At 65.1% G+C, this 25,542-nt stretch carries 16 protein-coding genes and 2 pseudogenes; 9 read left to right on the top strand and 9 right to left on the bottom strand.

The window, feature by feature from the left end:
* Nucleotides 1–78: 78 nt before the first annotated feature.
* A complete protein-coding gene (gene pdeM / locus EJ071_RS00340; protein ID WP_126096291.1) occupies nt 79–795 on the top strand; it encodes a ligase-associated DNA damage response endonuclease PdeM in 717 nt (238 codons plus the stop codon).
* A gap of 3 nt (nt 796–798) precedes the next feature.
* On the opposite strand, the gene EJ071_RS00335 is transcribed toward pdeM, so the two are convergent.
* From EJ071_RS00335 to EJ071_RS38305, 4 genes are read right to left on the bottom strand one after another with little or no spacing between them, the layout of a single operon-like run.
* Entirely contained in the window at nt 799–1,737 is a 939-nt protein-coding gene (locus tag EJ071_RS00335; RefSeq protein WP_126096290.1) for a DmsC/YnfH family molybdoenzyme membrane anchor subunit, read from the bottom strand.
* Between the two features lie 12 nt (nt 1,738–1,749).
* Nucleotides 1,750–2,484 carry a 4Fe-4S dicluster domain-containing protein gene (locus EJ071_RS00330; RefSeq protein ID WP_126096289.1) on the bottom strand — a complete coding sequence of 245 codons (735 nt, stop codon included), beginning with the start codon at nt 2,482–2,484 and terminating at the stop codon, nt 1,750–1,752.
* Nucleotides 2,481–5,411 carry a molybdopterin oxidoreductase family protein gene (locus EJ071_RS00325; protein ID WP_126096288.1) on the bottom strand — a complete coding sequence of 977 codons (2,931 nt, stop codon included), beginning with the start codon at nt 5,409–5,411 and terminating at the stop codon, nt 2,481–2,483. Before EJ071_RS00325 ends, EJ071_RS00330 begins: the two co-directional genes overlap by 4 nt.
* Nucleotides 5,408–5,566: a hypothetical protein gene (locus tag EJ071_RS38305; protein WP_189521389.1), complete on the bottom strand. Its 159-nt coding sequence runs from the start codon at nt 5,564–5,566 to the stop codon at nt 5,408–5,410. The genes EJ071_RS00325 and EJ071_RS38305 overlap by 4 nt, the downstream gene beginning before the upstream one ends.
* A 123-nt stretch (nt 5,567–5,689) precedes the next feature.
* On the opposite strand from EJ071_RS38305, the pseudogene EJ071_RS00320 reads away from it, so the two are divergent.
* Nucleotides 5,690–6,566 (top strand): annotated as a pseudogene (locus EJ071_RS00320) (LysR substrate-binding domain-containing protein).
* A gap of 329 nt (nt 6,567–6,895) precedes the next feature.
* Here the strand turns inward: EJ071_RS00320 and EJ071_RS00315 are convergent.
* The 4 genes and pseudogenes from EJ071_RS00315 to EJ071_RS00300 all read right to left on the bottom strand — a co-directional run bounded on the left by EJ071_RS00315 (nt 6,896) and on the right by EJ071_RS00300 (nt 14,535).
* A pseudogene (locus EJ071_RS00315) lies at nt 6,896–8,151 on the bottom strand (Hsp70 family protein).
* A 310-nt stretch (nt 8,152–8,461) separates the two neighbouring features.
* The gene (locus EJ071_RS00310) at nt 8,462–9,256 is read right to left on the bottom strand and encodes a TIGR02186 family protein (protein WP_126096287.1); all 795 of its coding nucleotides are present in this window, start codon (nt 9,254–9,256) and stop codon (nt 8,462–8,464) included.
* On the bottom strand, nt 9,256–10,179 hold the full coding sequence (locus EJ071_RS00305) for a sulfite exporter TauE/SafE family protein (RefSeq protein ID WP_126096286.1): 924 nt from the start codon (nt 10,177–10,179) through the stop codon (nt 9,256–9,258). Before EJ071_RS00305 ends, EJ071_RS00310 begins: the two co-directional genes overlap by 1 nt.
* 210 nt (nt 10,180–10,389) lie before the next feature.
* A complete protein-coding gene (locus tag EJ071_RS00300; RefSeq protein WP_126096285.1) occupies nt 10,390–14,535 on the bottom strand; it encodes a peptidoglycan-binding protein in 4,146 nt (1,381 codons plus the stop codon).
* Nucleotides 14,536–14,995: 460 nt separating this feature from the next.
* Here EJ071_RS00300 and EJ071_RS00295 point away from each other — a divergent pair, with 460 nt between their 5' ends.
* The 6 genes from EJ071_RS00295 to EJ071_RS00270 all read left to right on the top strand — a co-directional run bounded on the left by EJ071_RS00295 (nt 14,996) and on the right by EJ071_RS00270 (nt 22,909).
* Nucleotides 14,996–15,457 (top strand): MerR family DNA-binding transcriptional regulator, encoded by a 462-nt coding sequence (locus tag EJ071_RS00295; protein WP_126102429.1) that lies wholly within the window; start codon nt 14,996–14,998, stop codon nt 15,455–15,457.
* Nucleotides 15,458–15,796: 339 nt separating this feature from the next.
* Complete coding sequence (locus tag EJ071_RS00290) at nt 15,797–17,593, top strand: acyl-CoA dehydrogenase (RefSeq protein WP_126096284.1); 1,797 nt, start codon at nt 15,797–15,799, stop codon at nt 17,591–17,593.
* 118 nt (nt 17,594–17,711) lie between these two features.
* Nucleotides 17,712–18,881 carry an acyl-CoA dehydrogenase family protein gene (locus tag EJ071_RS00285; protein ID WP_126096283.1) on the top strand — a complete coding sequence of 390 codons (1,170 nt, stop codon included), beginning with the start codon at nt 17,712–17,714 and terminating at the stop codon, nt 18,879–18,881.
* A 33-nt stretch (nt 18,882–18,914) separates the two neighbouring features.
* A complete protein-coding gene (locus EJ071_RS00280) occupies nt 18,915–20,123 on the top strand; it encodes an acetyl-CoA C-acetyltransferase (RefSeq protein ID WP_126096282.1) in 1,209 nt (402 codons plus the stop codon).
* A gap of 14 nt (nt 20,124–20,137) precedes the next feature.
* The gene (locus EJ071_RS00275) at nt 20,138–22,357 is read left to right on the top strand and encodes a 3-hydroxyacyl-CoA dehydrogenase NAD-binding domain-containing protein (RefSeq protein WP_126096281.1); all 2,220 of its coding nucleotides are present in this window, start codon (nt 20,138–20,140) and stop codon (nt 22,355–22,357) included.
* Nucleotides 22,358–22,366: 9 nt separating this feature from the next.
* On the top strand, nt 22,367–22,909 hold the full coding sequence (locus tag EJ071_RS00270; protein WP_126096280.1) for a thioesterase family protein: 543 nt from the start codon (nt 22,367–22,369) through the stop codon (nt 22,907–22,909).
* 25 nt (nt 22,910–22,934) lie between these two features.
* Here EJ071_RS00270 and EJ071_RS00265 read toward each other — a convergent pair whose 3' ends face one another.
* Nucleotides 22,935–24,617: an ankyrin repeat domain-containing protein gene (locus tag EJ071_RS00265; protein ID WP_210211906.1), complete on the bottom strand. Its 1,683-nt coding sequence runs from the start codon at nt 24,615–24,617 to the stop codon at nt 22,935–22,937.
* Nucleotides 24,618–24,894: 277 nt separating this feature from the next.
* Here EJ071_RS00265 and EJ071_RS00260 point away from each other — a divergent pair, with 277 nt between their 5' ends.
* Nucleotides 24,895–25,536: a helix-turn-helix transcriptional regulator gene (locus tag EJ071_RS00260; protein WP_126096279.1), complete on the top strand. Its 642-nt coding sequence runs from the start codon at nt 24,895–24,897 to the stop codon at nt 25,534–25,536.
* The last annotated feature ends 6 nt before the right edge of the window (nt 25,537–25,542 follow it).

The raw sequence follows: 25,542 nt of genomic DNA, 5'->3' as shown, positions 1-25,542 counted from the left end.
GGCTGGAAGCACTTCCAGGAAAAATGTGTAGCGGTTTTCCGTCCGGAATTGCGTAAAACAGATGGGAACGGAGAGGGGATGAATTTTTCGCTGTCGCGCGCAACGCTGATCGCCGAGGCCGATCTTGTCGGCGTCGCCGGCGAGCGCGCGGTTTGCGACCGGCGCGGCGTGCTCTATTTCCCCGATTTGAGGCTGCTCGCCGTCTCCGACCTGCATCTCGAAAAGGGTTCGTCCTTCGCCAGGCGCGGCGCGCTGATCCCGCCTTACGACACCGGCGCCACGTTGCTCAGGCTGCAGGCTGTCATCGCCGACTATCAGCCGCGGATCGTCGTTAGCCTTGGCGACTCCTTCCACGATGGCGGCGGCGCCGAGCGCATGCATTTGAGCTTCCGCGAGCGGCTGGAGGCGATGATGGCCGGCCGCGACTGGTTCTGGGTCGCCGGCAACCACGATCCGGATGCTCCCGCCGACCTGCCCGGCGAGACGGTGAGGGAACTCGCCATCGGCTCGCTCGTCTTCCGCCACGAGCCCTCGAAGCTGCGGGTCGAAGGCGAGATCGCCGGCCATCTCCACCCCTGCGCGCGCATCGTGCAGCGCGGCCGCTCGGTCAGGCGTCGCTGCTTCGCCGGTGACGGCGGCCGCATGATCATGCCGGCCTTCGGCGCCTATACCGGCTCGCTCAACGTGCTCGACCGCGCCTATGCCGGCCTGTTCCGGCTGGAAACGCTGATGGCCTATATGCTCGGCGCCGAGCGAATTTTTGCGATCTCAGGCTCGATGCTGCGGCCGGGCTGAACCCTACTCCCTGCCATAATAGAGCGTGACGGTGTGCTTCGCCTCGGCGAAGAACAGCCAGCGCTCGACAAGCATGCCGGCAAATTGGGAGATGGCCGCAAGCGCCGACGCAATCGCCGCGAAGGGCCACGGCGAGGCAAGGACAATAGCGAGCAAGATAGCCGGCACAGCGAAAGCTATAATTTGCGTGATCCGCCTCAGCTTCGCGCTGTGCTTGCGGGCGATGCGGAATCCCATTTCCTTGAGCAGGTAGTTTTCTTCCGTATGCGGCCATTCGATCGACCGCACCGTGCCGCCGGCGAGGCCCGTCGCCGTGTTGGCGGTGGTCGGGATCTCCAGCCGGTCGTTGTGCCGCCAAGTCGCGAGCTTCCAGGCCCAGCCCGCGAGCGTGGCAAGCAGCGCACAGACCAGCACCGCCGTCGAACCCACGGCGAAACTCTGGAGCAGGGCATTCAGCAACACGCCGCCTGTCATCGCCGAGAAAATAAGATAAGCCGGCAAAGTATAGCGGCTGTGCCACTGCGCGATCGGCTTCAGCGAGGCATAGATCATGCCCGTCGTGGAGACTGTCGCGATAGCGCCGGCCCCCGTCAACAGGCCGGCGACAGCCACCCAGCCGCCGCTACTGCCGAGCAGCACCCAGCCGATACCGAACAATGCGGCGGGAATGAAGGTCGCGACCGACGAAACACCTTCGCGCGACAGCCAGGAGCTACGCCATTGCGAGAAGGCGCGCCATGCGCGCTCGGGCCGGCCGAGATGACCGGTCGAGGACAAGAGGCCCGCGATGATCAGCCCGAGCGCCAGGCCCATGCCGGCAAGGCCAAGCCAGAAATCGGCTGGGATCAATCCAAATCCGCCGAGCACGCCGAGCAGCGCCAGCAGGCCGTAGCCGGCGCCGGTGGCGATGGTGAAGAAGACGACGGAAAAGGCGGGATGCATGATTGGCTGAAGCTAGTTCGAAAGCATGCGGTCGATCCAGCCGAGAAAGCCGCCTTCTGCTTTGATAGGCTCCAGCGCAGGCGCGTCCACCTTCGCCGCGCGTTCGCTGCGGGCGCGCGGCGGCAGGTATTTGTTGGTCGGCTTATAGCCGAGCTCAGGCATCAGGTCGACGCCGACGCGCTCCTCCACAAGCTGCGATATCGCGGAAGCCGGATCGCCGAGATCGCCGAAATGCCGGGCGCTGGTCGGGCAGGCGGCGACGCAGGCCGGTACCCGGTCTTCCGCCGCCAGATTGTCGTTGTAGATGCGGTCGACGCAAAGCGTGCATTTCTTCATCACGCCGACATCGGTGTCGAACTCGCGCGCGCCATAGGGACAGGCCCAGCTGCACAATTTGCAGCCGATGCACTTGTCCTCGTCGACCAGCACGATGCCGTCGGAGGCACGCTTGTAGGAGGCGCCCGTCGGGCAGACGGTGACGCAGGCCGGCTGCTCGCAATGCAGGCAGGAGCGCGGGAAGTTCACCGTGCGGCCGCCCAATTCCGTCGTGTGCTCATAGCTGTGCACGCGGTTGAACCAGACGCCGTCGGCACGACCGCCATAGGGATCGATGTCGGTCAGCGGCGCCATGTGGCCGCCGGCGTTCCATTCCTTGCAGGCGGTGACGCAGGCCTGGCAGCCGACGCAGGTGTCGAGGTCGATGACGAGGCCAAGCTTCTTCTCGGTATGAGCGGGAAGGCATGTCATTCGGCGGCTTCCCTCTTCATGCGGAACGCGGCGCCGAAGCGAAGCACGTCCGGCGAAGGCCCGACATTTGGCGGCTGCCGGAAACGCTCGAATTGCGGCTCGGTGAAGCCGGCTTCTTCGGGCGCGCATTTGGTGATGCGCACGCGCACGTCGAACCATGCAGCCTGCCCGGTGACCGGATCGGAATTCGAATAGCGTTTGCCGTTGGCGTCGGCCGGGGTCAGGTCGCCGATGATGTGGTTGAGCAGGAAGCCGCGATTGCTCTCTGCGGCATCGTCTTTCAGGCCCCAACTGCCCCGCCGTTTGCCGATCGCATTCCAGGTCCAGACCGTGTCCGGATTCACCCCGTCGATCAGCTTGATCTGCCCTTTCACCTTGCCGTTGGTGCTCTCGATCCACACCCAGTCGTCATCGGCCAGCCGAAGCCTCGCTGCGGTTTCGCTGTGCACGAACAGCCGGTTCTGGCTGGTGATCTGCCTGAGCCACGCATTCTGCGAGCCCCAGGAATGGTACATATGCATCGGCCGCTGCGTCAGCGCATGCAGCGGATATTTTTGCAGGTCAATGGCCTCGTCCTCGAAGGGCGCGTACCAGAAGGGCATGGGGTCCATATAGGCTTCGATGCGGCCGCGCTCGGCCTCCGGCGGCTGCGATTTCCCATGGCCGCGCGCGGCCAGCCGGAAGCGCTGCATCGGCTCTGAATAAAGCTGGAAAACGATCGGCTCCGCCCTGGCGATGAAGCCCATTTGGACTGCGAAGTCGAGATAGGCGCGGTTGCCCATCTTGTAGTAGCGCTGGTCGTCGGAAAAATCGTGGTGCCAGAAGCCGCCATTGTCGATGTAGCGCTGCAGCTGGTCTGGATTGACCTCGCCTTTGCCGATCGAACGTCCGTCCTTGCCGCGCCAGCCGGCGAGCGGACCGATGCCGGGCGCACGCTCGTGGTTGACGATGTAGTCGGCATAGTCACGGTATTTCGCCGAGCCGTCCTCGGTGACGAAGCCGGGCAGGCCGAGCCGCGCGCCGAGCTCGATCAGCACCGACTGGAACGGCCGCACGTCGCGATCCGGCTGCACCACGGGATAGCGGATGGCGTCGCCCGGCCCGTCCGCATGGCTGATCGGCCGGTCGAGCAGGCTGATACAGTCGTGGCGCTCGAGATAGGTGGTGTCGGGCAGCACCAGGTCGGCGAACGGCATCGTCTCGGAATAATAGGCGTCGGAATAGATGATGAAGGGGATCTTGTACGCGCCAGCCACGTCCTTGTCGGTCAGCATACGAATCGTCTCGACGGTGTTCATCGAGGAATTCCAGGCCATGTTCGACATGTACATCATCAGCGTGTCGATCGGATAAGGATCGCCGGCCCAGGCATTGCGGATGACCGAGTGCATCAGGCCGTGCGCGGCCAAAGGCGCCTCCCAGGAATAGGCCTTGTCGATGCGGGTAGGGCGGCCGGCCTCGTCGACGAGCAGATCGTCGGGCCCGCAGACGAAGCCGAGCGGCATGCCGTCCAGCGGCGTCATCGGCCGGACGTTTTTTCCGGCGGGTTTTGGTCCAGGTGGTGCGCAACGGGGATAGGGCGGCTTGAAGCGGAAGCCGCCAGGCACGTCCACGGTTCCGAGCAGCACCTGCAGCAGATGGATCGCGCGGCAGGTATGAAACCCGTTGGAATGGGCCGAGATGCCGCGCATGGCATGCATCGAGACAGGCCGTCCCCTGATCGTCTCGTGCCGCCGGCCCGCCCAGTCGGTCCAGGCGACCGGCAATTCGATCGTCTGCTCGAAGGCGACATGCGCCAGCTCCGCCGCGATGCGGCGGATCGTATCTGCAGCGACGCCGCAGCGCCCTGCAACAGCATCCGGCGAATAGCTCTCGTCCAGGTAGCGGTCGGCGATCAGTTGGAACACCGGCACGCAGCGATGGCCGTTGACCGTGTAGCTGCCGGTCAGCGCTGGCTTCGCCTCGGGATCGCCGGCGCCGACAGGAACCTTCCCAGCCCTGTCCCAGGCAAGCAGGTTGCCGGCATCGTTGCGGACGAACAGTCCGTCATCGGCCGCGCCGGGCTTCTGAGTCACGAGCACTGCGGCGTTGGTGTAGCGCAGCAGATAGTCGAGATCGACGCGGCCGGCCTTCAGCAATTCATGGACGAGCGCCAGCACGAACAGCCCGTCCGTGCCCGGCTGGATGCCGATCCAGTCGTCGGCGATCGCATTGTAGCCGGTGCGGCACGGGTTGACCGACACCACCTTGGCGCCGCGCGCCTTGAGCTTGCCGAGGCCGATCTTGATCGGGTTGGAATCATGGTCTTCGGCGACGCCGAACAGCATGAAGTATTTGGTGTTGTCCCAGTCGGGCTCGCCGAACTCCCAGAACGAGCCGCCGACCGTGTAGAGTCCGCCGGCCGCCATGTTGACCGAGCAGAAGCCGCCATGGGCGGCGAAATTCGGCGTGCCGAACTGGCTCGCCCACCAGCCGGTCAGCGATTGCGACTGGTCGCGCCCGGTGAAGAAGGCGAGCTTTTTCGGATCGGTCCGGCGGATCGCCGACAGTCGCTCGGTGGCGATGGCGAATGCCTCGCCCCATTCGATCTCGCGGAATTCGCCGGAGCCGCGCGGACCCTCGCGCAGCAATGGCTTCCTCAGCCGCGCCGGGCTGTAGTGCTGCATGATGCCGGCGCTGCCCTTGCCGCAGATCACGCCGCGGTTCACCGGGTGGTCCTTATTGCCACTGATGTAACGCACCTTGCCGTCCTTGATGTGGACGTCGATGCCGCAGCGGCAGGCGCACATGTAGCAGGTGGTCTTGGCGATGCGGTCGGAGACGCTCGGCGAGGTGTCGACCCCGTCGCCTTCGTCGGGCGCGCACGTGTCGGCTAGCGGTCGCTGGGAGGGTGCGGAATTGGCGCCGCGCGGCGCAGCCGAGTTCATGATCCGCGAACGCCCTTGCCGCCCGCCATCCTGGCCTTCGTCTTCGGCCCCGGTCCGCGCATGTAGTGAAGCTCGGGGTGGTAGCGCTCGCCGGCGAGCTGCCGCCTCAGCCGGCGGGTCCAGTGCGCGAAAAGGAATTTGAAGCGCCCGATCATTTCCAACCTTGGCTGTAGAACAGCCAATTTTTTCCAAGCTTTGGCAAAAACTTAGAACAAAGCAATTGATCTGTCTAACAAGCGGTACTTGTAATTCCGATCGGTTTTGCTTCTTAGTTGGCCATGACCCTCGATCAGTTGCGCATATTCGTCGCCGTCGCCGAGCACGGCCACATGACCAAGGCGGCCGAGCTGCTCGGCATCTCCCAGTCGGCAGCCTCGGCCGCGATCCGCGCGCTCGAAAGCCAGCATGGCGTGCGCCTGTTCAATCGGGTCGGCCGCAACATCGAGCTGGCGCAGACCGGTCATCGCTTCCTGCCCGAAGCCAAGGCGGTCCTCGAACGCGCGGCGGCCGCCCACAATGTGCTGGAACATGTTTCGCAGACCGTCACCGGCAGCCTTTCGATCGCTGCGAGCCAGACCATCGCCAGCTATTGGCTGCCGCGGCGCCTGGCCGCCTTCCACGAAGCCTATCCTGCGGTGCGCCTCAGCGTCACCATCGGCAACACCAGGCAGGTGGAGGCCAATGTTCTGGACGGCCGGGCCGATTTCGGCCTGGTCGAGGGACGCACCGAGTCCGACATCCTGCGGCGCGCCACGGTCGACGAGGATCGCCCCATGCTGGTGGTGGCGCGCTCGCACCCGGACATTCCGATGACGCCGGCGGGAAACCTCGACATCAGGGCGCTGGCGCTCGGATCATCCGGGAGCGCGGACGGCGAGGCGCGGGATCGCGCGCAGCGAGGGCGTCGCGCCGGCGGAGCTGCAGATATTTCTCGTGCTGCCCAGCAACGAGGCCGTGCGTCAGGCGGTGGAGGCCGGCGCCGGCGCCACCATCATCTCGGAGCTGGTCGTCGCGCGCTCCCTGGCGGAGGGGAGCCTCAGGTCCGTGCCGGTCGATCTGCCGAAGCGCGATTTCGCCATGATCACCCATCGCGACCGACAGGCGAGCCTCGCCCAGATGGCGCTGAAGGCGCATCTGGGTGGAAAGGTCGGCTGACGCCAAGCCGCGTCCCAGGATGAGGCGCAAAACACTCGCGATTGGCCGATATCTCCAAACTTCGTCATTCTAGGGCGAAGCAGTCGCGAAGCGACGTCGCGGAGACCCTAGAATCCATTCCGTTACATCGGCCGGCGAATGCAACGGAGCAGAATTCTGCGCGGTTGCGACACTCGGATGTCACGGAATGGATCCTCGGGTCTGCGCCGCGTCGCTGCGCTCCTTGCTCCGCCCGTGGATGACGAAGAGACGTGCGTTTTGGCCAATCTCCTAGGCATGCTGCCCGCTACTGGATGCACAACCCGCAGCTACCTTGCGACAAGAAAACTTCAAGCAAACTTACGCCGCGCATCCAACGCCAGGCCAAGCCCGACCGAGCCGAACATGTCGCCTTCGATGACGGAGGCCTGCGGCACCAGCGAGAGAATCCGCCGCTTTGCCAGCGGGATCGCGGTCGAACCGCCGGTGAGGAACACCGCGGTGATGGCCGAAGCCGGAACGCCCGCGTCGGCGATCGTCTGCCTGACTGTCGCGGTTACTCGTTCGATGTCTCCGCCGATCGTTTCCTCCAGGCCGGCACGCGTGATCCCGGCCGCGAAGTGGGCGCCGGGCAGCGACACCTTCACCTCGGCCGAAGACTGGTCGGTGAGCGCAATCTTGGCCCGTTCGACCAGGCCGGCCATCGCATGCCCATAACGATGCTCGACGATGTGGATGAAGCGGTCGACGAGGTCGGCCCGCTCGGCCTCGAAGCGGATCTGCTTCAGGTCCGACATCGCCTTGGCCGTATAGACGAGGTTGATGCGCTGCCAGGTCGCGAGGTCGATGAAATAGCTCGCCGGCAGATTGCGCTTGCCGTCCTTGGTCGGCGTCAGATAGCCGAGCTCGGGCATGACATGGGCGATGCTGAGCAGCCGGTCGAAATCGGTGCCGCCGATATGGATGCCGCGATTGGCCAATATGTCGCTCTTGCGGTCGTCCGAGCGGGCGCGCTCCGGCGAGACGCGCACGACCGAGAAGTCGGAGGTGCCGCCGCCCATGTCGACGATCAGCGCCAGCTCTTCGCGGGCGACTTTCTGTTCGTAGTCGAGCGCCGCCGCAATCGGCTCGAACTGGAAGGCGATATGCTTGAAGCCTTGCGCGCGCGCCGCCTTTTCGAGCTCGCCCTGCGCTTTAGCGTCGGCTTCGGCATCGTCGTCGACGAACTGCACGGGGCGGCCAAGCACGACGCGCTCGACCGGGCCGCCTGCTCCTCCTCCAGCCGCTTCTTCAAATGGCTGATGAAGAAGCCGATGATGTCGACGAAACCGATCAGGCGCGCCTTGATGCGCGTCTTCTCGTTCGCCAGCGAGCTGCCGAGCACGCTTTTCAGCGAACGCATCAGCCGGCCCTCGGTACTGTCGGTGTAGTCGGCGATCGCGCGACGGCCGAAATAGGTATGGCCGTCCTCAAAGTTGAAGAACACGGCGCTCGGCAAGGTGGGCTGTTCGCCCTCCAGCGCCACCAGTCGGGCGCGGCCGTTGCGGATCACGCCCACCGTGGAATTGGACGTGCCGAAATCGATGCCGCCGAATGCTGATTGCATCGCAGCCTCCTGTCATTGCTTCATGGCGGCAGGCAAACGCATCGACGCGCCGTCGCCCGGATAGCCGGACCGCTCTGCCGAAATTGAATGTGTGAGTGCTTGTCCTAGAGCATGATGCCGAAAAGTGTGAAGCGGTTTTCGGACGACATCATGCTCTATCTCTTTGATTTAGAGCCGGATTCAGATTTCGGATCGACCCGATCCGAAATCATCCGGCTCTAGGGTTGGGAGGCGGCGATTTATCGCAAAACCGGGAAAAGGAAAACCCCTCTTTTCACGGGAAATGGGTCTTCCCATTTTTTCGGCCGCATCAATCCTTGCGGAAGACGATGCGTCCGAGCCAGCCGGTCAGCATCGCAAGCGACACGGCGAACGCACCGTAGAGGAAGGAATAGTCGTGCGCGACGCGGAAGATCGACTGTTCGAAACCGGACTTGCGGATTTCGAGCTGGGCGGAGCTTTCCTTCACGAACATGCCGCTCTTGAACAGGAAGGCGCGCGCCTTGTGCGTGCCGACCGGAATGTTGGGCGCCAGCCGCACGGTGGCGCGGAACAGGCTCTGCGACAGGAACTGCACGCCGCCGACATTCTCGCTGTAGAGGCCGGTCGCCGTCTTGCGCTCGCGCAGCGCCGCCGTGAACTCCTCTATCGTCGCCGGACTGTCGGTCTCGTCGGCGGGCTTCATGTAGAGGTTCTGTGAGCCGAGCGAAAGCTGCTTGTACTTGTTCGGGTCGGCGATGTCCTGCAGTGGCCGCGTCGTGGCGACCGAATAGGACACCGGCACGTTCTCGAACGTCTCCGATTCCAGGTTGATCCAGACGCCGAGCACCCTGTCCTTGCGGCGCACGACCACCGGCCGCGGCGGCCCTTCGAGCACGACGACGACGTCGTAGCGCCCTTGCCGCGAGACCAGCGGATCGGGATTTTCAAGTGATCCGAAGATGGTGAGATCGGCGCCCGAGAAGCCGGCGGTGATCGAGATCGCGTCGGTCGACAGGCCGATCTGGATGCCCTCGGCGGTCGGCGGCGTCTGCGCCGTCGCCGGCGACAGGGCGAAGAACAGCGAAAGCGAAACGGTGGCTGCGAACGCTTTCAATTCCGCCATCAGCTCAGGCCCGCGGCGGAAAGCGAGTAGGGATTGGGCGGGGTCGCGAACAGATCGATGGCAAGGCGTATGGCCACCGCCAGCACTAGCAGCGCCAAAAGCGCGCGCAATTGTTCGCCGCGCAGCCTCTGGCCGGCCTTGGCGCCGTATTGCGCGCCGGCAACGCCGCCGGCCATCAAGAGGAAGGCGAGGATGACGTCGACGGTCTGGTTGGTGGTGGCATGGACCAGCGTGGTGTAGGCCGAGGTGAAGATGATCTGGAACAGCGAGGTGCCGATGACGACGTTGGTCGGCACCTTGAGCAGGTAGATCAGCGCCGGCACCATGATGAAGCCGCCGCCGACGCCCATGATCGACGACAGGAAGCCGATTGCCGCGCCGAGACCGAGCACCGGGATGACGCTGACGAACAGCTTCGAGGCGCGGAAGCGCATCTTGAACGGCAGCCGGTGGATCCAGTTGTGCTGACCGGATTTCTTCAGCACCGGTGCGGCGCCGCTGCGCGTGGCGCGCAGCGCATTCACGCTCTCGACCAGCATAAGGCCGCCGACCGTGCCGAGCAGCGCGACGTAGAGTAGCGAGATGAAGAGGTCCAACTGGCCGATCCGGCGCAGCAGAGCAAACACAAAGATGCCGGCGGTCGAGCCGACGATGCCGCCGGCCAGAAGCACGCCGCCCAGCTTGAAGTCGAGCGTGCCGCGCTTCATGTGTGAAAGCGCGCCGGAGAAGGAAGAAGCAATGACCTGGTTGGCCCCGGTGGCGACCGCGATCGCCGGCGGGATGTTGTAGAATATCAGGAGCGGCGTGATGAGGAAGCCGCCGCCCACCCCAAACATGCCCGACAGGAAACCCACCGCCGCGCCCATCGCCAGCAGCACGAAGACATTGACGGAAATTTCCGCGATCGGGAGATAGATGCCCACCCGTCTGTCTCGATCAGTTTGCCTCTCGGCGAATGCCGCCGTCCCCGGCAGTTCCTACCGAAAAAAGCAGTTTCGCACCGAAAAGCCAATTTTTTCTTGCGCCGACGCGGCGGCAGGGTCAAACCCCGCCGCCGCGCCGAAACAAAAACCATCTCAATCAGTTAACAGGCAAATCTGTGGCAAGCCGTCGCGGAAGCGACGCGCCCGCAATTATTTGCGCGCCAGCAGCGCCTTGACGAGTGGCGCATCGATCTCGCCGGTCGGCTTCATCTTGTTGTCGGTCTGGAAGGCCATGATGGCGCTCTTGGTCTTGTCGCCCATGACGCCGTCGGCGCCGCCGGCTTCATAGCCGTTCTTGTTGAGGATCAGCTGGATATTCTTCACCGCCTTCTTCATGTCGATGCTGGCGGTGGTCTGCGGCGTGCTGTCCTGCCAGGATTCCGGAATATCGGAGGAGTTGGCGGCCGCGTTGAGGGGCTTGGCCTTCCACAGTTCCGTGGCGGCGCGGGCGCGCTCGAGCTGCTCGGGCCTGAGCGCATTGGCGATCTCGTCGCGCTTGGACGCGGCGTCCTTGTCGCCGGTCTTGGCGACAAGCGCGAACCATTTGTAGGATTCCTCCAGATTCTGCTTCATGCCGACGCCCTTGGCCGAAAGGATGCCGAGGTTGAACTGGCTGTCCTTGACGCCGAGATCGGCCGCCTCCTGGAACCAGTGCGCCGCCGATTCATTGTCGGTGACGCCGTCCGCCGCCATGGCGAACAGCACCGCCAGATTATGCATGGCGCTGGCGTTGCCCTGTTCCGCCGCGAGCTGGTAGTAGGTCTTGGCCTTCTTGATGTCGCGCGCGACGCCGATGCCCTTCTCGTAGAAATTGCCGACGCGGTATTCGGCCGGGGCGAAGCCCAGTTCGGCTGATTTCTCGTACCATTTGGCGGCCGCCGTCATGTCTTCCTTCACACCGCGCGATTCGGCGTAGCGCGAACCGATCTCGAACAGCGCCTTGGCATCGCCGCCGGCGGCCGCGTCGCGCAGCGCGTCCGGGCCGATGTCGGTTGGGACATCGATCTTGGCGGCCGACATTGCGGGCTGGCCGCCGGCCGGCGGGACGGTGCCGGTGGTGTCAGCGGAGGTGGTTGCCGGCGTGTTGGCCGAAGAAGCGCCGGCTGCCGGAGCACCGGGCGCTGGTGTGCTGGCCGCCGGCGCGCCGGTCATGGGCTGCGCATCCGCATCCGTGTCCATGGCCGGTCCGTTCACGGCTGGAGAGACGGGCTCGGACGGCATGGTCGATGCCATCGGCGCCGGCTGGGCCGGCGCGGAGAGAGTCGTCGGGGCAGGCGCCGGTTCGGCCGGCGCCGCGGCGGCGGGCATCTCGGGACCGGACGGCTGAGCGGCGGCCTGTGGCGCCGGATCGTCCTTCGAGGGCTCGGCCTGCCTGACGGCGCGGGCCGGTGCGCCCTCGGGCTTCGCGGCGTCCGTGTCGGCCTTGGGCGCGCCGGCGGTATTGAGCGATGCGGTATCGACCGCCTGCCTGGACACGATCGGCGCCGCCTCGTTGCGGGCGACCGGCGCCGGGTCGGAGAAGAAGGCCTTGCCGAGCTGCAGGCCGGCCAGCGCCATCATGATTGCCGCGGCCGCCATCAGGATCGGCTTGCGCCGCGCCTTGAGCAGGTCGCCGATTCTGAGCGCCTTCACCGGGCCGGTCATCGTCGACTGCCGCTTCAGCGCGTCGGCTTCCGCGGCGGCGGCCTGCGCCGCCCGGCGGGCGGCCGCGATGAAATCGGATTTGGCGGCGTCGGTCTCGCTGCGCTTGGCCGGCTGGCCGCGCTCGTCGCGCACACGTTTCATGATGGCGTTGAGGTCCGGCGCGCCGGAGCCCGGCTCCAGCGGCCGGTTGGCCGCTTTGGGATCGAGCGGTTCGTCGATGTCGACGGTCGGAACGTCGCCGGCCGGTGCCGAGCCGGCAAGCGGTAGCGTGTCTTCGTCCTTCTTGCCCTTGAAGGCGCGTGCCAGCCCGCCGAACAACGATTTCTTGCGGCCGGTCTTTTCGGCCTGCTCGCCAATGGCGTCCGATCCGAGCGCGGCCATGGCAGCGGCCGCCGCGGCTTCGGCCGGCGTGCGCGGCCCAGGTTCGCCACGGGTAACAGGTTCGCCACGCGTAACAGGCTCGCCGTGCGTAAAGGGTTCACCGCGTGCGACCGGCTCATTGCGCACAATGGAGGCGGCACGTGCGTCGAGATCGGCGATGTCCCCGACCAACGGCAGCGGCTGGTCGATATCCATCGACGGCGCATCCTGCACCGCGATCTTGCCGGCGCGAGCGGCTCGTCTGCCGCCCGGCTGCGCATCGACGAGTTCGCTCACCGCTTCGCTGTGGTCGTCCGCTTCCAGCGAGCCGAGCCGGTCGACGATCTTGAGCAGCGTGTCGTGGATGGCCTCGAAGGTTCGCGAATTGCGCTCGTCGGAACGGCGGGTGAGCGCTTCGAGCATCTTCAGGTCCTGGGCCAGGCCGCCCACGGCGGCCGCGTTGGAAGCGGCCGTGCTGGAACCCGACTCAGCCAGCGACCTGACGGCGTTCTCTGCCGCCTCGCGCGCGACGCTGAGGATGGAATCGCGCGTGCCGGCAAGCGACTTTTCGATCTCGTTGAGCCGCGGGCTGATGTCCTCGAAATCGGGCAGCGCAGCGCTCGGCTTCGAAAGATGCGCCGAAAGCGCGGTCACCTGCGATTCCAGGCTGCGGATCAGCGCCGGATCGATGCCGGCGACCTGCGCGGCGGATGATTCCAGCCGGCTGGAAATGTCTTCGAGCCGGCTTTCCAGGCCGCGGATCGCCATGTCGTTGGCCGCATCGGGCGCGCGCGTCTCGATGCGCTTGGCAAGCGCGGTGAAGCGGGCGTCGATCGCCTCCATGATGCCGGCGCCGTCATCCTGCTGCATGCGCTGGTCGAGCCTGTCGGCGACCTCGTCCAGCCGCCGCTCGAGGTCGCGGAACAGCATGTTGCCCTGCTCGATCGCATCGCCCTGCCGGCGCTCGAGCAGGCTGGACAGCGCGTCGAAGCGCTGCTCCAGGCCCTGGAAGATATAGTCGGCGTCGGGCATCGCCGGCGCGCGGTCTATTCTGTCGGTGATCAAAGCGATCTGCTTGCCCAGACGCTCCATCGCCTGCTCCGGCAGGTTGGCGCGCCCGGCGAGTTCGTCCACCCGGCTGGACAGAAGGTTGAGACGGTCGATGACCTCAGCGGGCCGGGACTGCGCGACCTCCTCGATCTGCTGCGCCAGCGAAGCGATCCGCTTCTCGATCCGGCCGAAAGTTTCCGGGTCGAAGGCATTTGCCTGAGCGGCTACCGTCGAGGCGACGATGGCGCGCGAGATCTCGTCCAGCCGCTCGTCGATCATGGCAAGCGTCTCGCCGCCGCGCATCGTCTGCTGGCTGGCGAAACGGTCGACCGCGCCGGCAAGGGTGCGCACCTTTTCCTCCAGCGAGGCGAGCGATAGCGACTGCGGCAGGTTGTTGACCGCGCTGCTGATCTGTTCGAGCCGGTCGGTGAGGACCGAAAGGTTGGGACCTTCGGCGCGCTGACGCTGGTCGGCGTCGACGCGATCTTCGAACGCGCTCCAGCGGCGGTCGAAATCGTCCCAGCGGCGATCGGCGGCCCGCACACTTTGATCGACGGCCTGCACGCTTTCCTCGCGCGCTAGCGTGTCGAGCGCCGCCTTGACCTGTTCCAGTTCCAGTCGCAGCAGATTGACGCTGCGGTCGTCGCTCTTTTCGGCAAGCGTGTGGATGGCGCCGGAAAGCCGCTCGAACTCGAGGCCGAGCTCGGCGCTGCTCTTGTCGGCGGAGGAGCCATGCTGGCCGTTCGCCTGCATGGCACGATCGATGTCCTTGCGCAGCGCGTCGAATTCGCGCTGCAGGCCGGCGGTCATCTGATGGCGCAGCTCTTCGCGCAGGCCGCGCAGTTCGACGGCGATCTTGCCGACCATCGCGACGCCGTCTTCCTGTCCGCGCACCCGGTCGATGTCGCGGGCAATGGCTTGATAGTTGGGGCCGAAGTCGGAGGGCGCCGGGTTAAGCGGGCCCCGATTTTGCGCATTGGGATTTTGCGGTCCCCGATTTTGCTCTCTCTGCGAGGTGTAAGGGTCCTCGTACCAGCGCGGCGAACCATAAGGTTGCGCGGCCGCGTAGCGCGGCTCGGCGACCGGCCGCCGCGGATCGGGACGTTCGGGCATGTCGGTGCGGGTCCGTTCCAGCCGCTGCTCCAGCGTTTCGAGCGAGCGGTTCAGCTCCTCCAGCGAGGTGTGCGGCCGGCGTTGCCTGCCGGCGTTGAGTGTATCGAGATAGGACCGCTTGCTGTTCATCGATGCGCCCGTGTTCAGAATGACCGGCCGTGGCCGGTTTCCCAAAGTCCTGCCGGGAACGAAGGCGGCCGCGCGGTTCTGCTGCGGAGGAAGACGGGCTTCCCGGGTTTTCACCCACGCTTCGAAGACCGTGAAAAATTCGCTACAGGATAAACACGGGTGACCGACATGCGCACATTTCGCCCAACGTGGTAAACAAGGCGTTAACCAAGCTTAAGAAGTCGCGCATAATCGTAAGCCTACCCTAGGTGGGCATCTGGGTGCGGCATAAAGTTCCGTTCCGACAACGCCCTTGCGTCAGGTGCCGGCTATCGGTATAGAATTGACGTAAACGTAAAAGGTGCGAAGCCGTGCCTCTTGCGATTGATTTGTCGAAACCACGATTGGAAGCACGCCCCCGCTTCCACTCAGGCGGCGCTTGGTCCGTGACCGCGACGCCATCAGGGGAAAGCCAGTGACCATGAAACTTGTTTCGCCCGGCGAAGCCGCGGCCAATAGCAATGACATTCCGGCCGAGGCCGGTGAGGAATTCGTCCGCATCGGCGAGATGGCCAAGAAATACGGCGTGACCTTGCGCACGCTGCGTTTCTATGAGGACAAGGGCCTGCTCAATCCGAAGCGCGACGGCTCGACCCGTCTTTATACGCGCCGCGACAAGGCCCGGCTGAAGCTGATCCTGCTCGGACGCAAGGTCGGGTTCTCGCTGCGCGACGTCAAGCAGATGATGGACCTCTACGATCCGACCGGCTCCAACACCAAGCAGTTGCGGCTGGCGCTCGACAAGTCGGAGAAGCAGCTCGCCCGCCTGCAGAAGCAGCGGACGCTGATCGAGGACGCCATCAACGAGCTGAGCAATTCGATGACGGTCGTCCGCCGGATGCTCACCGAGCGGGCCGCGCCGCAGGCAAGCGCCGCCGGCTGATCGCGCCAGCACTTAAAGCGCGTCGCGATCTTTCAGATTCGCTCCGTGCGCTTTAGGTTTTTGATTTTACGCATGTCTTTGTCCCGAAACCGGTCCCACTTTCGGGAGACATGCTTTAACGGCGACGAGCCCAAGATAGAGAAGCCGCGTGGCCTTGGCCGCGCGGCTTTTTTGTTGCCCTTGCATCTCCGCTCACCAAAATTTTCCCGGCTGCGACAAGATTGACGTTTACGCAAACGTCAATTTTTGCTATCGGGGCCTCGACATTGGCTCGGCCTCCCGTCCGGACCTGGATCGGGAACTTGCTGGCTGGCCAGGACCGCAAGGGTGGAGGAAGGCATGACGATCTACAGGGCGCCCGTCCAGGACACGCTGTTCGTGCTCAACGAAGTGCTCGGCTATCAGCGCTATTCCAATCTCCCTGGCTTCTCCGACGCCACGCCCGACGTCGTCGAGGCGATCCTTGCCGAAGGCGCGAAGCTTGCCGAGAACGTCATGCATCCGCTGAACCGCGTCGGCGACATGGAAGGCTGCGTGCGCCATGACGATGGCTCGGTGACCACGCCCAAGGGGTTCAAGGAGGCTTTCGACCAGTATCGCGAGGGCGGCTGGATGGGGCTGGCGGCGCCGGCCGAGTTCGGCGGCCAGGGCCTGCCTTACACCGTCCACACCGCGGTCTCCGAATACATGGTCTCGGCCAACATGGCGCTGATGATGTATCCCGGCCTGACGCAGGGCGCGATCGCGGCCATCGTCACCCATGGCACGGACGAGCAGAAGGCCACTTGGCTGCCCAGGCTGATCGAGGGCACCTGGACCGGCACCATGAACCTGACCGAGCCGCATTGCGGCACGGACCTTGGCCTGCTGCGCACCAAGGCGGTGCCCAACGGCGACGGCACCTACAAGATTTCCGGCCAGAAGATATTCATCTCCGCCGGCGAGCACGACATGGCGGACAACATCGTCCACCTGGTGCTGGCCCGCGCAGAGGGGGCGCCGGAAGGCGTGAAGGGCATTTCGCTGTTCATCGTGCCGAAGCTCAAGCTCGATGGCTCGGGCAATGTCGGCGAGCGTAACGCGCTCTCCTGCGGCTCGATCGAGGAGAAGATGGGCATCCACGGCAACTCGACCTGCGTGATGAATTATGACGAGGCCGAAGGTACGCTGCTCGGCGAGCTGAACGGCGGCCTGAAGGCCATGTTCACGATGATGAACGAGGCCCGCTTGGGCGTCGGCCTGCAAGGGCTTTCGGTCTCCGAGATCGCCTATCAGAACGCCGCCGCCTACGCCAAGGATCGCCTCCAGGGCCGGTCGCTCTCCGGCGTCAAGGCGCCGGACAAGAAGGCCGACCCGATCATCGTCCATCCCGACATCCGCCGCTCGCTGATGACCATGAAGGCCTTCAACGAGGGCGGCCGCGCGCTGGCGCTGTGGACGGCGATCAAGTCGGACGTCGCGCACCGCGCGAGCGACGACAAGGACCGCCAGGCGGCTGACGACTACACCGGGCTGATGACGCCGGTGGTCAAGGGCGTGCTGACCGACAAGGGCTTTGACCACGCGGTGATGGCGCAGCAGGTGTTCGGCGGCCATGGCTATATCGAAGAGCATGGCATGAGCCAGTTCGTGCGCGATGCCCGCATCGCCATGATCTACGAGGGCGCCAACGGCATCCAGGCGCTCGATCTCGTCGGCCGCAAGCTGGCGCAAAATGGCGGCCGCGCGGTGCAGGCTTTCTTCAAGGAGGTCGGCGAGTTTTGCGAGGAGAACCGCGCCGACGAGAAGATGGCGCCCTTCACCAAGGCGCTGAAGAAGGGCCTCAACGACCTGCAGGCGGCCACCATGTGGCTGCTGCAGAACGCCATGGCGAAGCCCGACAATGCGGGTGCGGCCTCGACCGACTACATACATCTCTTCGGCCTGGTCGCGCTGGGCTACATGTGGGGGCAGATGGCCAAGGCCGCCCAAACGAAACTCGCCGAAGGCGCCAACGGCGCGGCGTCCTTCTACGACACCAAGCTGGTGACGGCGCGCTTCTTCATGGAGCGGATCATGCCGGAGACTGCGACGCGGCTGGCGCGCATTTCCAGTGGCGCGGATACGCTAATGGCGCTGCCGGTGGAAGCGTTCTAGAAATGCTCGGCGTCCCCCTCCTTGAGGGGAGGGGTGGCCAGACAAAGTCTGGCCGGGTGGGGTCGCCCGCGACGAACTCGACGCCAACTCCGACGACGTGCCTTGTGAGGAGAAGAGCATGACCAACCCAGCCGACATCCTTGGTCTCCCAAAACCCGCCTGGGCGGCGGACGAAGTCGGCATGCTCTACGACATGGCGACCCGCTTCATGGCGGAAGAGATCGCGCCGCGCTACGACGAGTTCGAGAAGAACGAGATGGTCGACCGCGAGAGCTGGCTCAAGGCCGGAGCCGCCGGCCTGCTCTGCGCCTCCATGCCGGAAAAATACGGCGGCTCGGGCGGCACCTTCGCGCATGAGAGCGCCATCATCGAGGCGATCGGCCATGTCGGCGTCGACGGCTTCGGCATCGGCCTGCACAATTCTATCGTCGCCCCTTACATCCTGCATTACGGCTCCGAGGAGCAGAAAGAGAAGTGGCTGCCGAAACTGGCGACCGGCGAGCTGATCGGCGCCATCGCCATGACCGAGCCCGGCGCCGGCTCGGACCTGCAGGGCGTCAAGACCCGCGCCGAGAAGGACGGCAATCACTACAAGATCAACGGCTCCAAGACCTTCATCACCAATGGCCAGCTCGCCAATCTGATCATCGTCGTCACCAAGACCGATCCGGAAAAGGGCGCCAAGGGCACCTCGCTGATCGTCGTCGAGACCGACGAGGTCGAAGGCTTCGAGCGCGGCCGCAACCTCGACAAGATCGGGTTGAAGGCCAACGACACGTCCGAGCTGTTTTTCAACGACGTGCGCGTGCCGACCTCGAACCTGCTCGGCCACGAGGAGGGCAAGGGCTTCGTCCAGCTGATGCAGCAATTGCCGCAGGAGCGGTTGCAGATCGGCACGGGCGCCATTGCCATGATCGAGCGGGCGCTGGCGATCACCATCGACTATGTCAAGGAGCGCAAGGCCTTCGGCAAGGCGATCATCGATTTCCAAAACACCCAGTTCAAGCTGGCCGAGCTGAAGACCGAGGCGACGATCGGCCGCGTCTTCTACAATGACTGCGTTGCCCGCCATATCGCTGGCGGCCTCGACCCGGTCACCGCCTCGATGGCCAAGTACTGGCTATCCGATCTGCAGGGCAAAGTCGTCGACGAATGCCTTCAACTGCATGGCGGCTATGGCTACATGAACGAATATTCGATCGCCCGCATGTACCGCGACGCCCGCGTCCAGCGCATCTACGGCGGCACCAACGAGATCATGAAATTGCTGATCGGGCGCTCTCTCTGAGCGCGGCGACCGGCAAACCCAAGGAGCAGAAAAATGGCCGAAGCTTACGTCTATGATGCCGTGCGCACGCCGCGCGGCAGGGGCAAGAAGGATGGCTCGCTGCACGAGGTGCCGGCGGTGCGGCTCGCCGCCAAGACGCTTCAAGCGCTGCGCGACCGCAACGGGCTCGACACCGGCAATGTCGACGACATCATCTTCGGCTGCGTCGATCCGGTCGGCGAGGCGGGCTCGGTCATCCCGCGAGCCGCCGCCTTCGAGGCCGGCTACGACACCAGGGCGCCGGGCATGCAGATCTCGCGCTTTTGCGCCTCGGGTCTCGACGCCATTAACTTCGGCGCCGCCAAGATCGCGCAAGGGGCGGACGAGATCGTCATCGCCGGCGGTGTCGAATCCATGTCTCGCGTCGGCATGGGCATGTCCGGCGGCTCCTGGTTCATGGATCCGTCGGTCGGCCTGCCCGGCTGGTTCGTGCCGCAGGGCATTTCGGCCGACCTGATCGCCACGAAGTACGGCTTCAGCCGCGACGACGTCGACGCATATGCCGTCGAGAGCCAGAAGCGCGCCGCCAAGGCCTGGGAAGAAGGCCGCTTCAAGAATTCGGTGATCCCGATCAAGGACCAGAACGGTCTCACCATCCTCGACCGTGATGAGCATATGCGGCCCACGACCGACATGCAGTCGCTCGCCTCGCTCAATCCGTCCTTCGTCATGCCGGGCGAGATGGGGGGCTTCGACGCGGTCGCCGTGCAGAAGCATCCGGAAGTCGAAGAGGTCAACCATGTCCACCACGCCGGCAATTCCTCCGGCATCGTCGATGGCGCCGCAGCCGTGCTGCTCGGCTCGAAAAAGGCCGGGAAAACCATGGGCATCAAACCCCGCGCGCGCATCCGCGCTTTCGCCAATATCGGCTCCGAGCCGGTGCTGATGCTGACCGGCCCGGTCGACGTCACCGAGAAGCTCTTGAAGCGCGCCAAGATGAAGCTGTCGGACATCGACCTGTTCGAGCTCAACGAGGCCTTCGCGTCCGTTGTGCTGCGTTACATGCAGGCCTTCGACATCCCGCACGACCAGATCAACGTCAATGGCGGCGCGATCGCCATGGGCCATCCGCTCGGCGCCACCGGCGCGATGATCTTGGGCACGGTGCTCGATGAACTGGAGCGCCGTGATCTCAACACCGCGCTGGTCACGCTCTGCATCGGGGCCGGCATGGGCACCGCCACCATCATCGAACGCGTCTGACGGGGAGAGAAGAGATGAGCTACACCAATTTCACCCTGGACGTCGACGCCGACGGCATCGCGCTGGTCACCTGGGACATGCCCGGACGCTCGATGAATGTCTTCACCGAGGAGGCGATGCTCGAGCTCAACGCCATCGTTGATAAGGTGGCGGGCGACGCCGCCATCAAGGGCGCGGTGATCACTTCGGGCAAGGACAGCTTCTCCGGCGGTGCCGACATCACCATGCTGCAGAAGATGCTCGCGACCTTCGCCGTCGAAAAGGAGAAGGACCTCGAGAAGGCGACCAAGGCGTTATTCGACAATGCCGGCTATATGACCGGGCTGTTCCGCAAGCTGGAGACTAGCGGCAAGCCTTGGGTGTCGGCGATTAACGGCACCTGCATGGGTGGCGCCTTCGAGATGTCGCTCGCCTGCCACGGCCGCGTCGCGGCAGATTCCGACAAGGTGAAGATGGCGCTTCCCGAAGTGAAGATCGGCATCTTCCCGGGCGCCGGCGGCACCCAGCGCGTGCCGCGGCTGACCGATCAGCAGCAGGCGCTGCAGATGCTGACCTCAGGCCAGAATCTCACGCCGCAGAAGGCGAAGTCGATGGGCCTGATCCACGAGATCGCCGAACCGAAGAAGCTCGTCGAGACTGCCAAGGCGATGATCAGGAACGGCCTGAAGCCGATCGCGCCCTGGGACGAGAAGGGCTTCAAGCTGCCCGGCGGCCCGATCTATTCGGCGGCCGGCGCCAATCTCTGGCCGCCGGCCATCGCCATCCTGCGCCGCGAGACCTACGGCAATTACCCGGCCGCGGCGGCGATCCTGAAATGCGTCTATGAAGGCCTGCTTGTGCCCTTCGACACGGCGCTCAGGATCGAGCAGCGTTACTTCACCGAGATCATGCAGACCAAGGAAGCGGCGGCGATGATCCGCTCGCTCTTCATGTCGCTGCAAGAACTGAACAAGGGCGCACGCCGCCCGGCCGGCGTGCCGGACACCAAGTTCAAGAAGATCGGCGTCCTCGGCGCCGGCTTCATGGGCGCCGGCATCGCCTATGTCACGGCCAAGGCCGGCATTCCGGTCGTGCTGCTCGACCGCGACATGGAATCGGCCGAGAAGGGCAAGGCGCATTCCGACAGCCTGATGGCCGATCAGGTGAAGAAGGGCCGCGCCAAGCCCGAGGAAAAAGACAAGCTCCTGTCGCTGATCACGCCGACGGCCGACTATGCCGATCTCGCCGGCTGCGACCTCGTCGTCGAGGCGGTGTTCGAGGACTCGGCCGTCAAGAAGCTCGCCACCGAGAAGGCGGAAGCGGTGCTAAAGTCGTCGGCGATCTTCGCCTCCAACACTTCGACCATCCCGATCACCGCGCTGGCGAAGAATTCGGCGCGGCCGAAGAATTTTGTCGGCATCCACTTCTTCTCGCCGGTCGACAAGATGATGCTGGTCGAGATCATCCTCGGCAAGAAGACCGGCGACAAGGCGCTGGCCACGGCAATCGACTTCGTGCGCGCCATCAAGAAGACGCCGATCGTCGTCAACGACACGCGCGGCTTCTACGTCAATCGCTGCGTGCTCCGCTACATGTCGGAAGCCTACAAGATGCTGATCGAGGGCGTCCCGGCGGCGATGATCGAGAACGCGGCCAAGGCCGCCGGCATGCCGGTCGGGCCCCTGGCGCTGACCGACGAGACGGCGATCGACCTTGCCCAGAAGATCATGAAGCAGACCATCAAGGATCTCGGCGAGAAGGCCGTCGATCCGAAGCAGATGGCGCTGATCAACACCATGGTCGACACGCACGGACGCTTCGGCCGCAAGAACGGCAAGGGCTTTTACGACTATCCCGCCAAGCCGGCGAAGAAGAAGCTGTGGCCGGGCCTCAAGGACCTCTATCCGCAGCTGAAGCCCGAGAAGGTCGACTATGAGGAGCTCAAAGAGCGCCTGCTGGTCACCATCGCGCTCGAGGCGGTGCGCGTCATGGAAGAGGGGATCGTCACCGATCCGCGCGAGGCCGATGTCGGCTCGATCCTCGCCTTCGGCTTCGCTCCTTTCACCGGCGGCGCGCTTTCCTACATCGACGGCATCGGCGCCAAGCGCTTCGTCAAGCTCGCCAAGGCCCTGCAGAAGAAATACGGGGCCGAGTTCAAGGCGCCCAAGCTTTTGCTCGACATGGCCGAGAAGGGCGAGACCTTCTACCAGCGTTTCGACCCCTACCAGAAGGGCGAGGTGAAGAAGGCCGCCTGACGCTCGATCATGTACGTCTGGGGGCGCCTCGCGCGCATGATGGCCACGGCGTCCAGCCGTGGCCCTTATGTGGTCGGTGAGCAGAGTCGGCTGGCCTTCCGCTGCCTGCCGACCGACATCGATTTCAACAGCCATCTCAACAATGCGCGCTACATGATGCTGGCCGACCTTGGCCGCATCGATGTCTTTCTTCGCGTCGGTCTGGTCGCGCTGGCGCGCCGGAACGGCTGGGCGCCGATGATCGGCGGGCTGCAATCGGCCTATGTGCGCGAGATCAGGCTGTGGCGCCGCTTCGAGGTGGTGTCGTCGATCGAGACCTGGGAAGGCACTTCCGTGATCGGCAAGCACTGTTTCGTCCTCGACAATGGCGAAACGGCCGCGCTGATCATGACCACGGGCGGCGTCTATGACCGTCGTGGCCGCCGCTTTCTCGAGATCGGCGAGGTCGTCGCGGCGCTCGGCCATTCCGTGCAACCGCGCCCGCCGACCGAGGCCGAACGGGCGTTCATGATCTCGCACAAGAATCTGCGCGAGCAGGCCAAGCAGGTCTGATCACGCAAGCCGGCCCTCCTTCGGATTAGGCTGTCGCGCCGAGCAGGTAGTCGGTCACCCCGTCCGAAAAGCTCATCTTGCCGTCGTCGAATACGACATCGCGCGTGCCCTCGGGGTCCGGGAGCCCTCTCGGCATCCCATGTGCGACCAGCATTTCGGCGCAACCTAGCCAATCGCCATTGGGCTCGGGCTCGTTCACCGATGCCCAGCCCAGCGTTCCGCGCACGTCGCCGCCGAAACCGTGCGGCTCCCGCCAGTCCGCGCCGTGCTCGAGCAGGAAACGCGTGAGGTCGACGTCGCCGTGAAAGACGGCGTGGTTCAGCGCCGAGGCATCCCAGTCGCCGCCGCGTCGGGAGATCGGCCAGCCCAGCCTGACCATGACCTTCACCGCGTCGCCGCTGCCCTGCGCGGCAAGCTCGGGCAACAGACGCAACTGCTCGCCCGACAGGGAGCCGGGCAGATCGGGGCGTCGGGCCTTGATCTGTCGGGCCGTCGCCTCGTCGCCTGCAGCGCAAGCGGCGACGAACCGCTCTTCATCGGGAAGCGGGCCGTCGTCCCCCGATTGACGCAGCAGCGCGGCTACGTCCGGCAAGCCGAACCGCAGCGCAACGTGGTAGGCGCTCAGCCCCTCAGGCGTCCGCGCGGAGGGATCGGCGCCAGCCGCGAGCAGTGCTTCGATATGCGCGGGCGAACGGCGCCGCCTGATCGCCCACAACAGCGGCGTGCCCCAATCGGAAGTCGGTCGGCTGCCGGCCGGCTCGTTCGGATTGACATCAGGAGCGGCGAGCAGCAGTTGCAAGGCTTCGATGCTGTCGAGATCGAGGACCCGATAGAGCGCGTTGGAGCCGGTGACGTGGGCGCCTGCCTCGAGCAGAAGCCGCGCGCAGGCCGGGTTCTCCAGCGAATGGTAGAGCGACTCGCCGTCGTTTGGATTGGCGCCGGCGTCGAGCAAAAGCTTCGCCATCTCGGGATCGTGGTTTTGCCCAGCCGCGCCGTAGAGCGCCGAAAGCGAGAACCTCTGCGAGGGACTTTCCAAGCTGTCTGGCGGCCACCGGCTGCCGACGGCTTGATTGGGGTCGGCGCCAGCCGCGAGCAAGAGCCTGGCTGAGGCGTAGAGAGCTTCGCGAAAGCGCGGCAGGCGCACGAGGCTGGAATGTGTCACGGCCACCAGCGGCGGCAGGTTGAGCGGTCCGCCCGGGCGGTTGAGCCATGTGGTATCGCGCTTCGTCATGTCGCGCAGAACCGCTTCTTCGCCGGCCGCGCAGGCAAGATAGGCATCGCCCCGCGCCAAGTCCGGGTGCTCTTCGATCATGCGCGCGGCAGCGGCCGGGCTCGCCCGATTGGTGGTGCCGGTGATGTCGCCCGGATAGATGAGGGCGGCCCAGTTGCGGATCGATCTGGCGCGGTCGGCCCCGTAATCGCGTTGCGCGGTGACGAAGCTGCTCATGTCACGCCATGATGGGAAGCCGTACTCGCGCGCCAGGCAGGATTGCGCGTCATGGAGGCGCAAGGCGAGCGCTTCGATCGCCCGGTCGTCCTTGCCCATGGCTGTCGGCAGAGCCTCGCGAAAGCGCGCCAGCGCAACCGGGTCGCCGCGCCTGTAAGCCGCGAGCAATTCCTTCGCCTGCTTCTTCAGCAGGTCCAGATTCGGACGGTTGGGGAGTCGGTTCATGGAAACCTCCGTGCGTTCATCGCCGAAGGTCCGCAAATCGGCTGCACAAAGGTTTGGTCGTCAACTCATAGTGGCAAGTGGGTTCAACCCTTTCCGCGGACCCGGACGCGGCTTGCACCGCGGGGCGGAGCATAGGGTCAGTCCAAGGCCGGGGTCAATCGGCTGATACCGGTCCCTGTAGGATCGAGCCTGATCAATCCTGCGGGAGCGGACGACTTTCTCTTCAATCTGCGGTTTGCGCCGGTGGACAATCACATGGCCGCGCGCTAGACAACGTTGAGGCATTTTTTCCTGTTTTCGAAGGAGAGCGGACTTGCTCTCACACGATCGCGTCTGGGCCGCAATCGACGCTCTCGCCGAGCGCTATTCGCTCTCGGCTTCCGGTCTCGCCAGGCGCGCGGGTCTCGATTCGACCGCTTTCAACAAGTCGAAGCGCCTGTCCTCCGACGGCCGACCGCGCTGGCCTTCGACCGAATCGCTGGCCAAGATCATCGAAGCCACCGGCGCCTCGCTGGAGGAATTCACCGTGCTGGTCGAAGGTCGCGCAAGCCCTGCCGCGCCGCAGTCGCGCATGGCCGTGCCGTTGCTCGGCTTCGCCCAGGCCGGCGCCGGCGGCTTCTTCGACGATGCCGGCTATCCCTCGGGGCAGGGCTGGGATCTGGTGGAGCTCCCGGCGCGGGCGGCGGAAACCTCCTATGCGCTGAAGGTCCAGGGCGATTCCATGCTGCCGCTCTACCGCAATGGCGACGTGCTGATCGTCGAACCAGGCGCGCCGACGCGCAAGGGCGACCGCGTCGTCGTCAAGACCGCCGCCGGCGAGGTCATGGCCAAGGTGCTCGAGCGGCAGACCGCCAAGTCTATCGTGCTGGTCTCGCTCAATCCCGCTCACCCGGACCGCGACATCCCGATGCGCGATGTCGAATGGGTGGCGCGCATCGTCTGGGCAAGCCAGTAGGTCCGG

Source organism: Mesorhizobium sp. M1B.F.Ca.ET.045.04.1.1, from assembly GCF_003952465.1.
GTDB classification, from domain to species: Bacteria; Pseudomonadota; Alphaproteobacteria; order Rhizobiales; family Rhizobiaceae; genus Mesorhizobium; species Mesorhizobium shonense.
Note: the sequence above shows the minus strand (reverse complement) of the source record. Positions and strands in the feature narration are given on the sequence as shown.

Bases quoted from the DNA above. Each gene is read 5' to 3' on its own strand.
- pdeM (WP_126096291.1), top strand. From the start codon at position 79: ATGAATTTTTCGCTGTCGCGCGCAACGCTGATCGCCGAGGCCGATCTT.
- EJ071_RS00335 (WP_126096290.1), bottom strand. From the start codon at position 1,737: ATGCATCCCGCCTTTTCCGTCGTCTTCTTCACCATCGCCACCGGCGCC.
- EJ071_RS00330 (WP_126096289.1), bottom strand. From the start codon at position 2,484: ATGACATGCCTTCCCGCTCATACCGAGAAGAAGCTTGGCCTCGTCATC.
- EJ071_RS00325 (WP_126096288.1), bottom strand. From the start codon at position 5,411: ATGAACTCGGCTGCGCCGCGCGGCGCCAATTCCGCACCCTCCCAGCGA.
- EJ071_RS38305 (WP_189521389.1), bottom strand. From the start codon at position 5,566: ATGATCGGGCGCTTCAAATTCCTTTTCGCGCACTGGACCCGCCGGCTG.
- EJ071_RS00310 (WP_126096287.1), bottom strand. From the start codon at position 9,256: ATGGCGGAATTGAAAGCGTTCGCAGCCACCGTTTCGCTTTCGCTGTTC.
- EJ071_RS00300 (WP_126096285.1), bottom strand. From the start codon at position 14,535: ATGAACAGCAAGCGGTCCTATCTCGATACACTCAACGCCGGCAGGCAA.
- EJ071_RS00295 (WP_126102429.1), top strand. From the start codon at position 14,996: ATGAAACTTGTTTCGCCCGGCGAAGCCGCGGCCAATAGCAATGACATT.
- EJ071_RS00290 (WP_126096284.1), top strand. From the start codon at position 15,797: ATGACGATCTACAGGGCGCCCGTCCAGGACACGCTGTTCGTGCTCAAC.
- EJ071_RS00285 (WP_126096283.1), top strand. From the start codon at position 17,712: ATGACCAACCCAGCCGACATCCTTGGTCTCCCAAAACCCGCCTGGGCG.
- EJ071_RS00280 (WP_126096282.1), top strand. From the start codon at position 18,915: ATGGCCGAAGCTTACGTCTATGATGCCGTGCGCACGCCGCGCGGCAGG.
- EJ071_RS00275 (WP_126096281.1), top strand. From the start codon at position 20,138: ATGAGCTACACCAATTTCACCCTGGACGTCGACGCCGACGGCATCGCG.
- EJ071_RS00270 (WP_126096280.1), top strand. From the start codon at position 22,367: ATGTACGTCTGGGGGCGCCTCGCGCGCATGATGGCCACGGCGTCCAGC.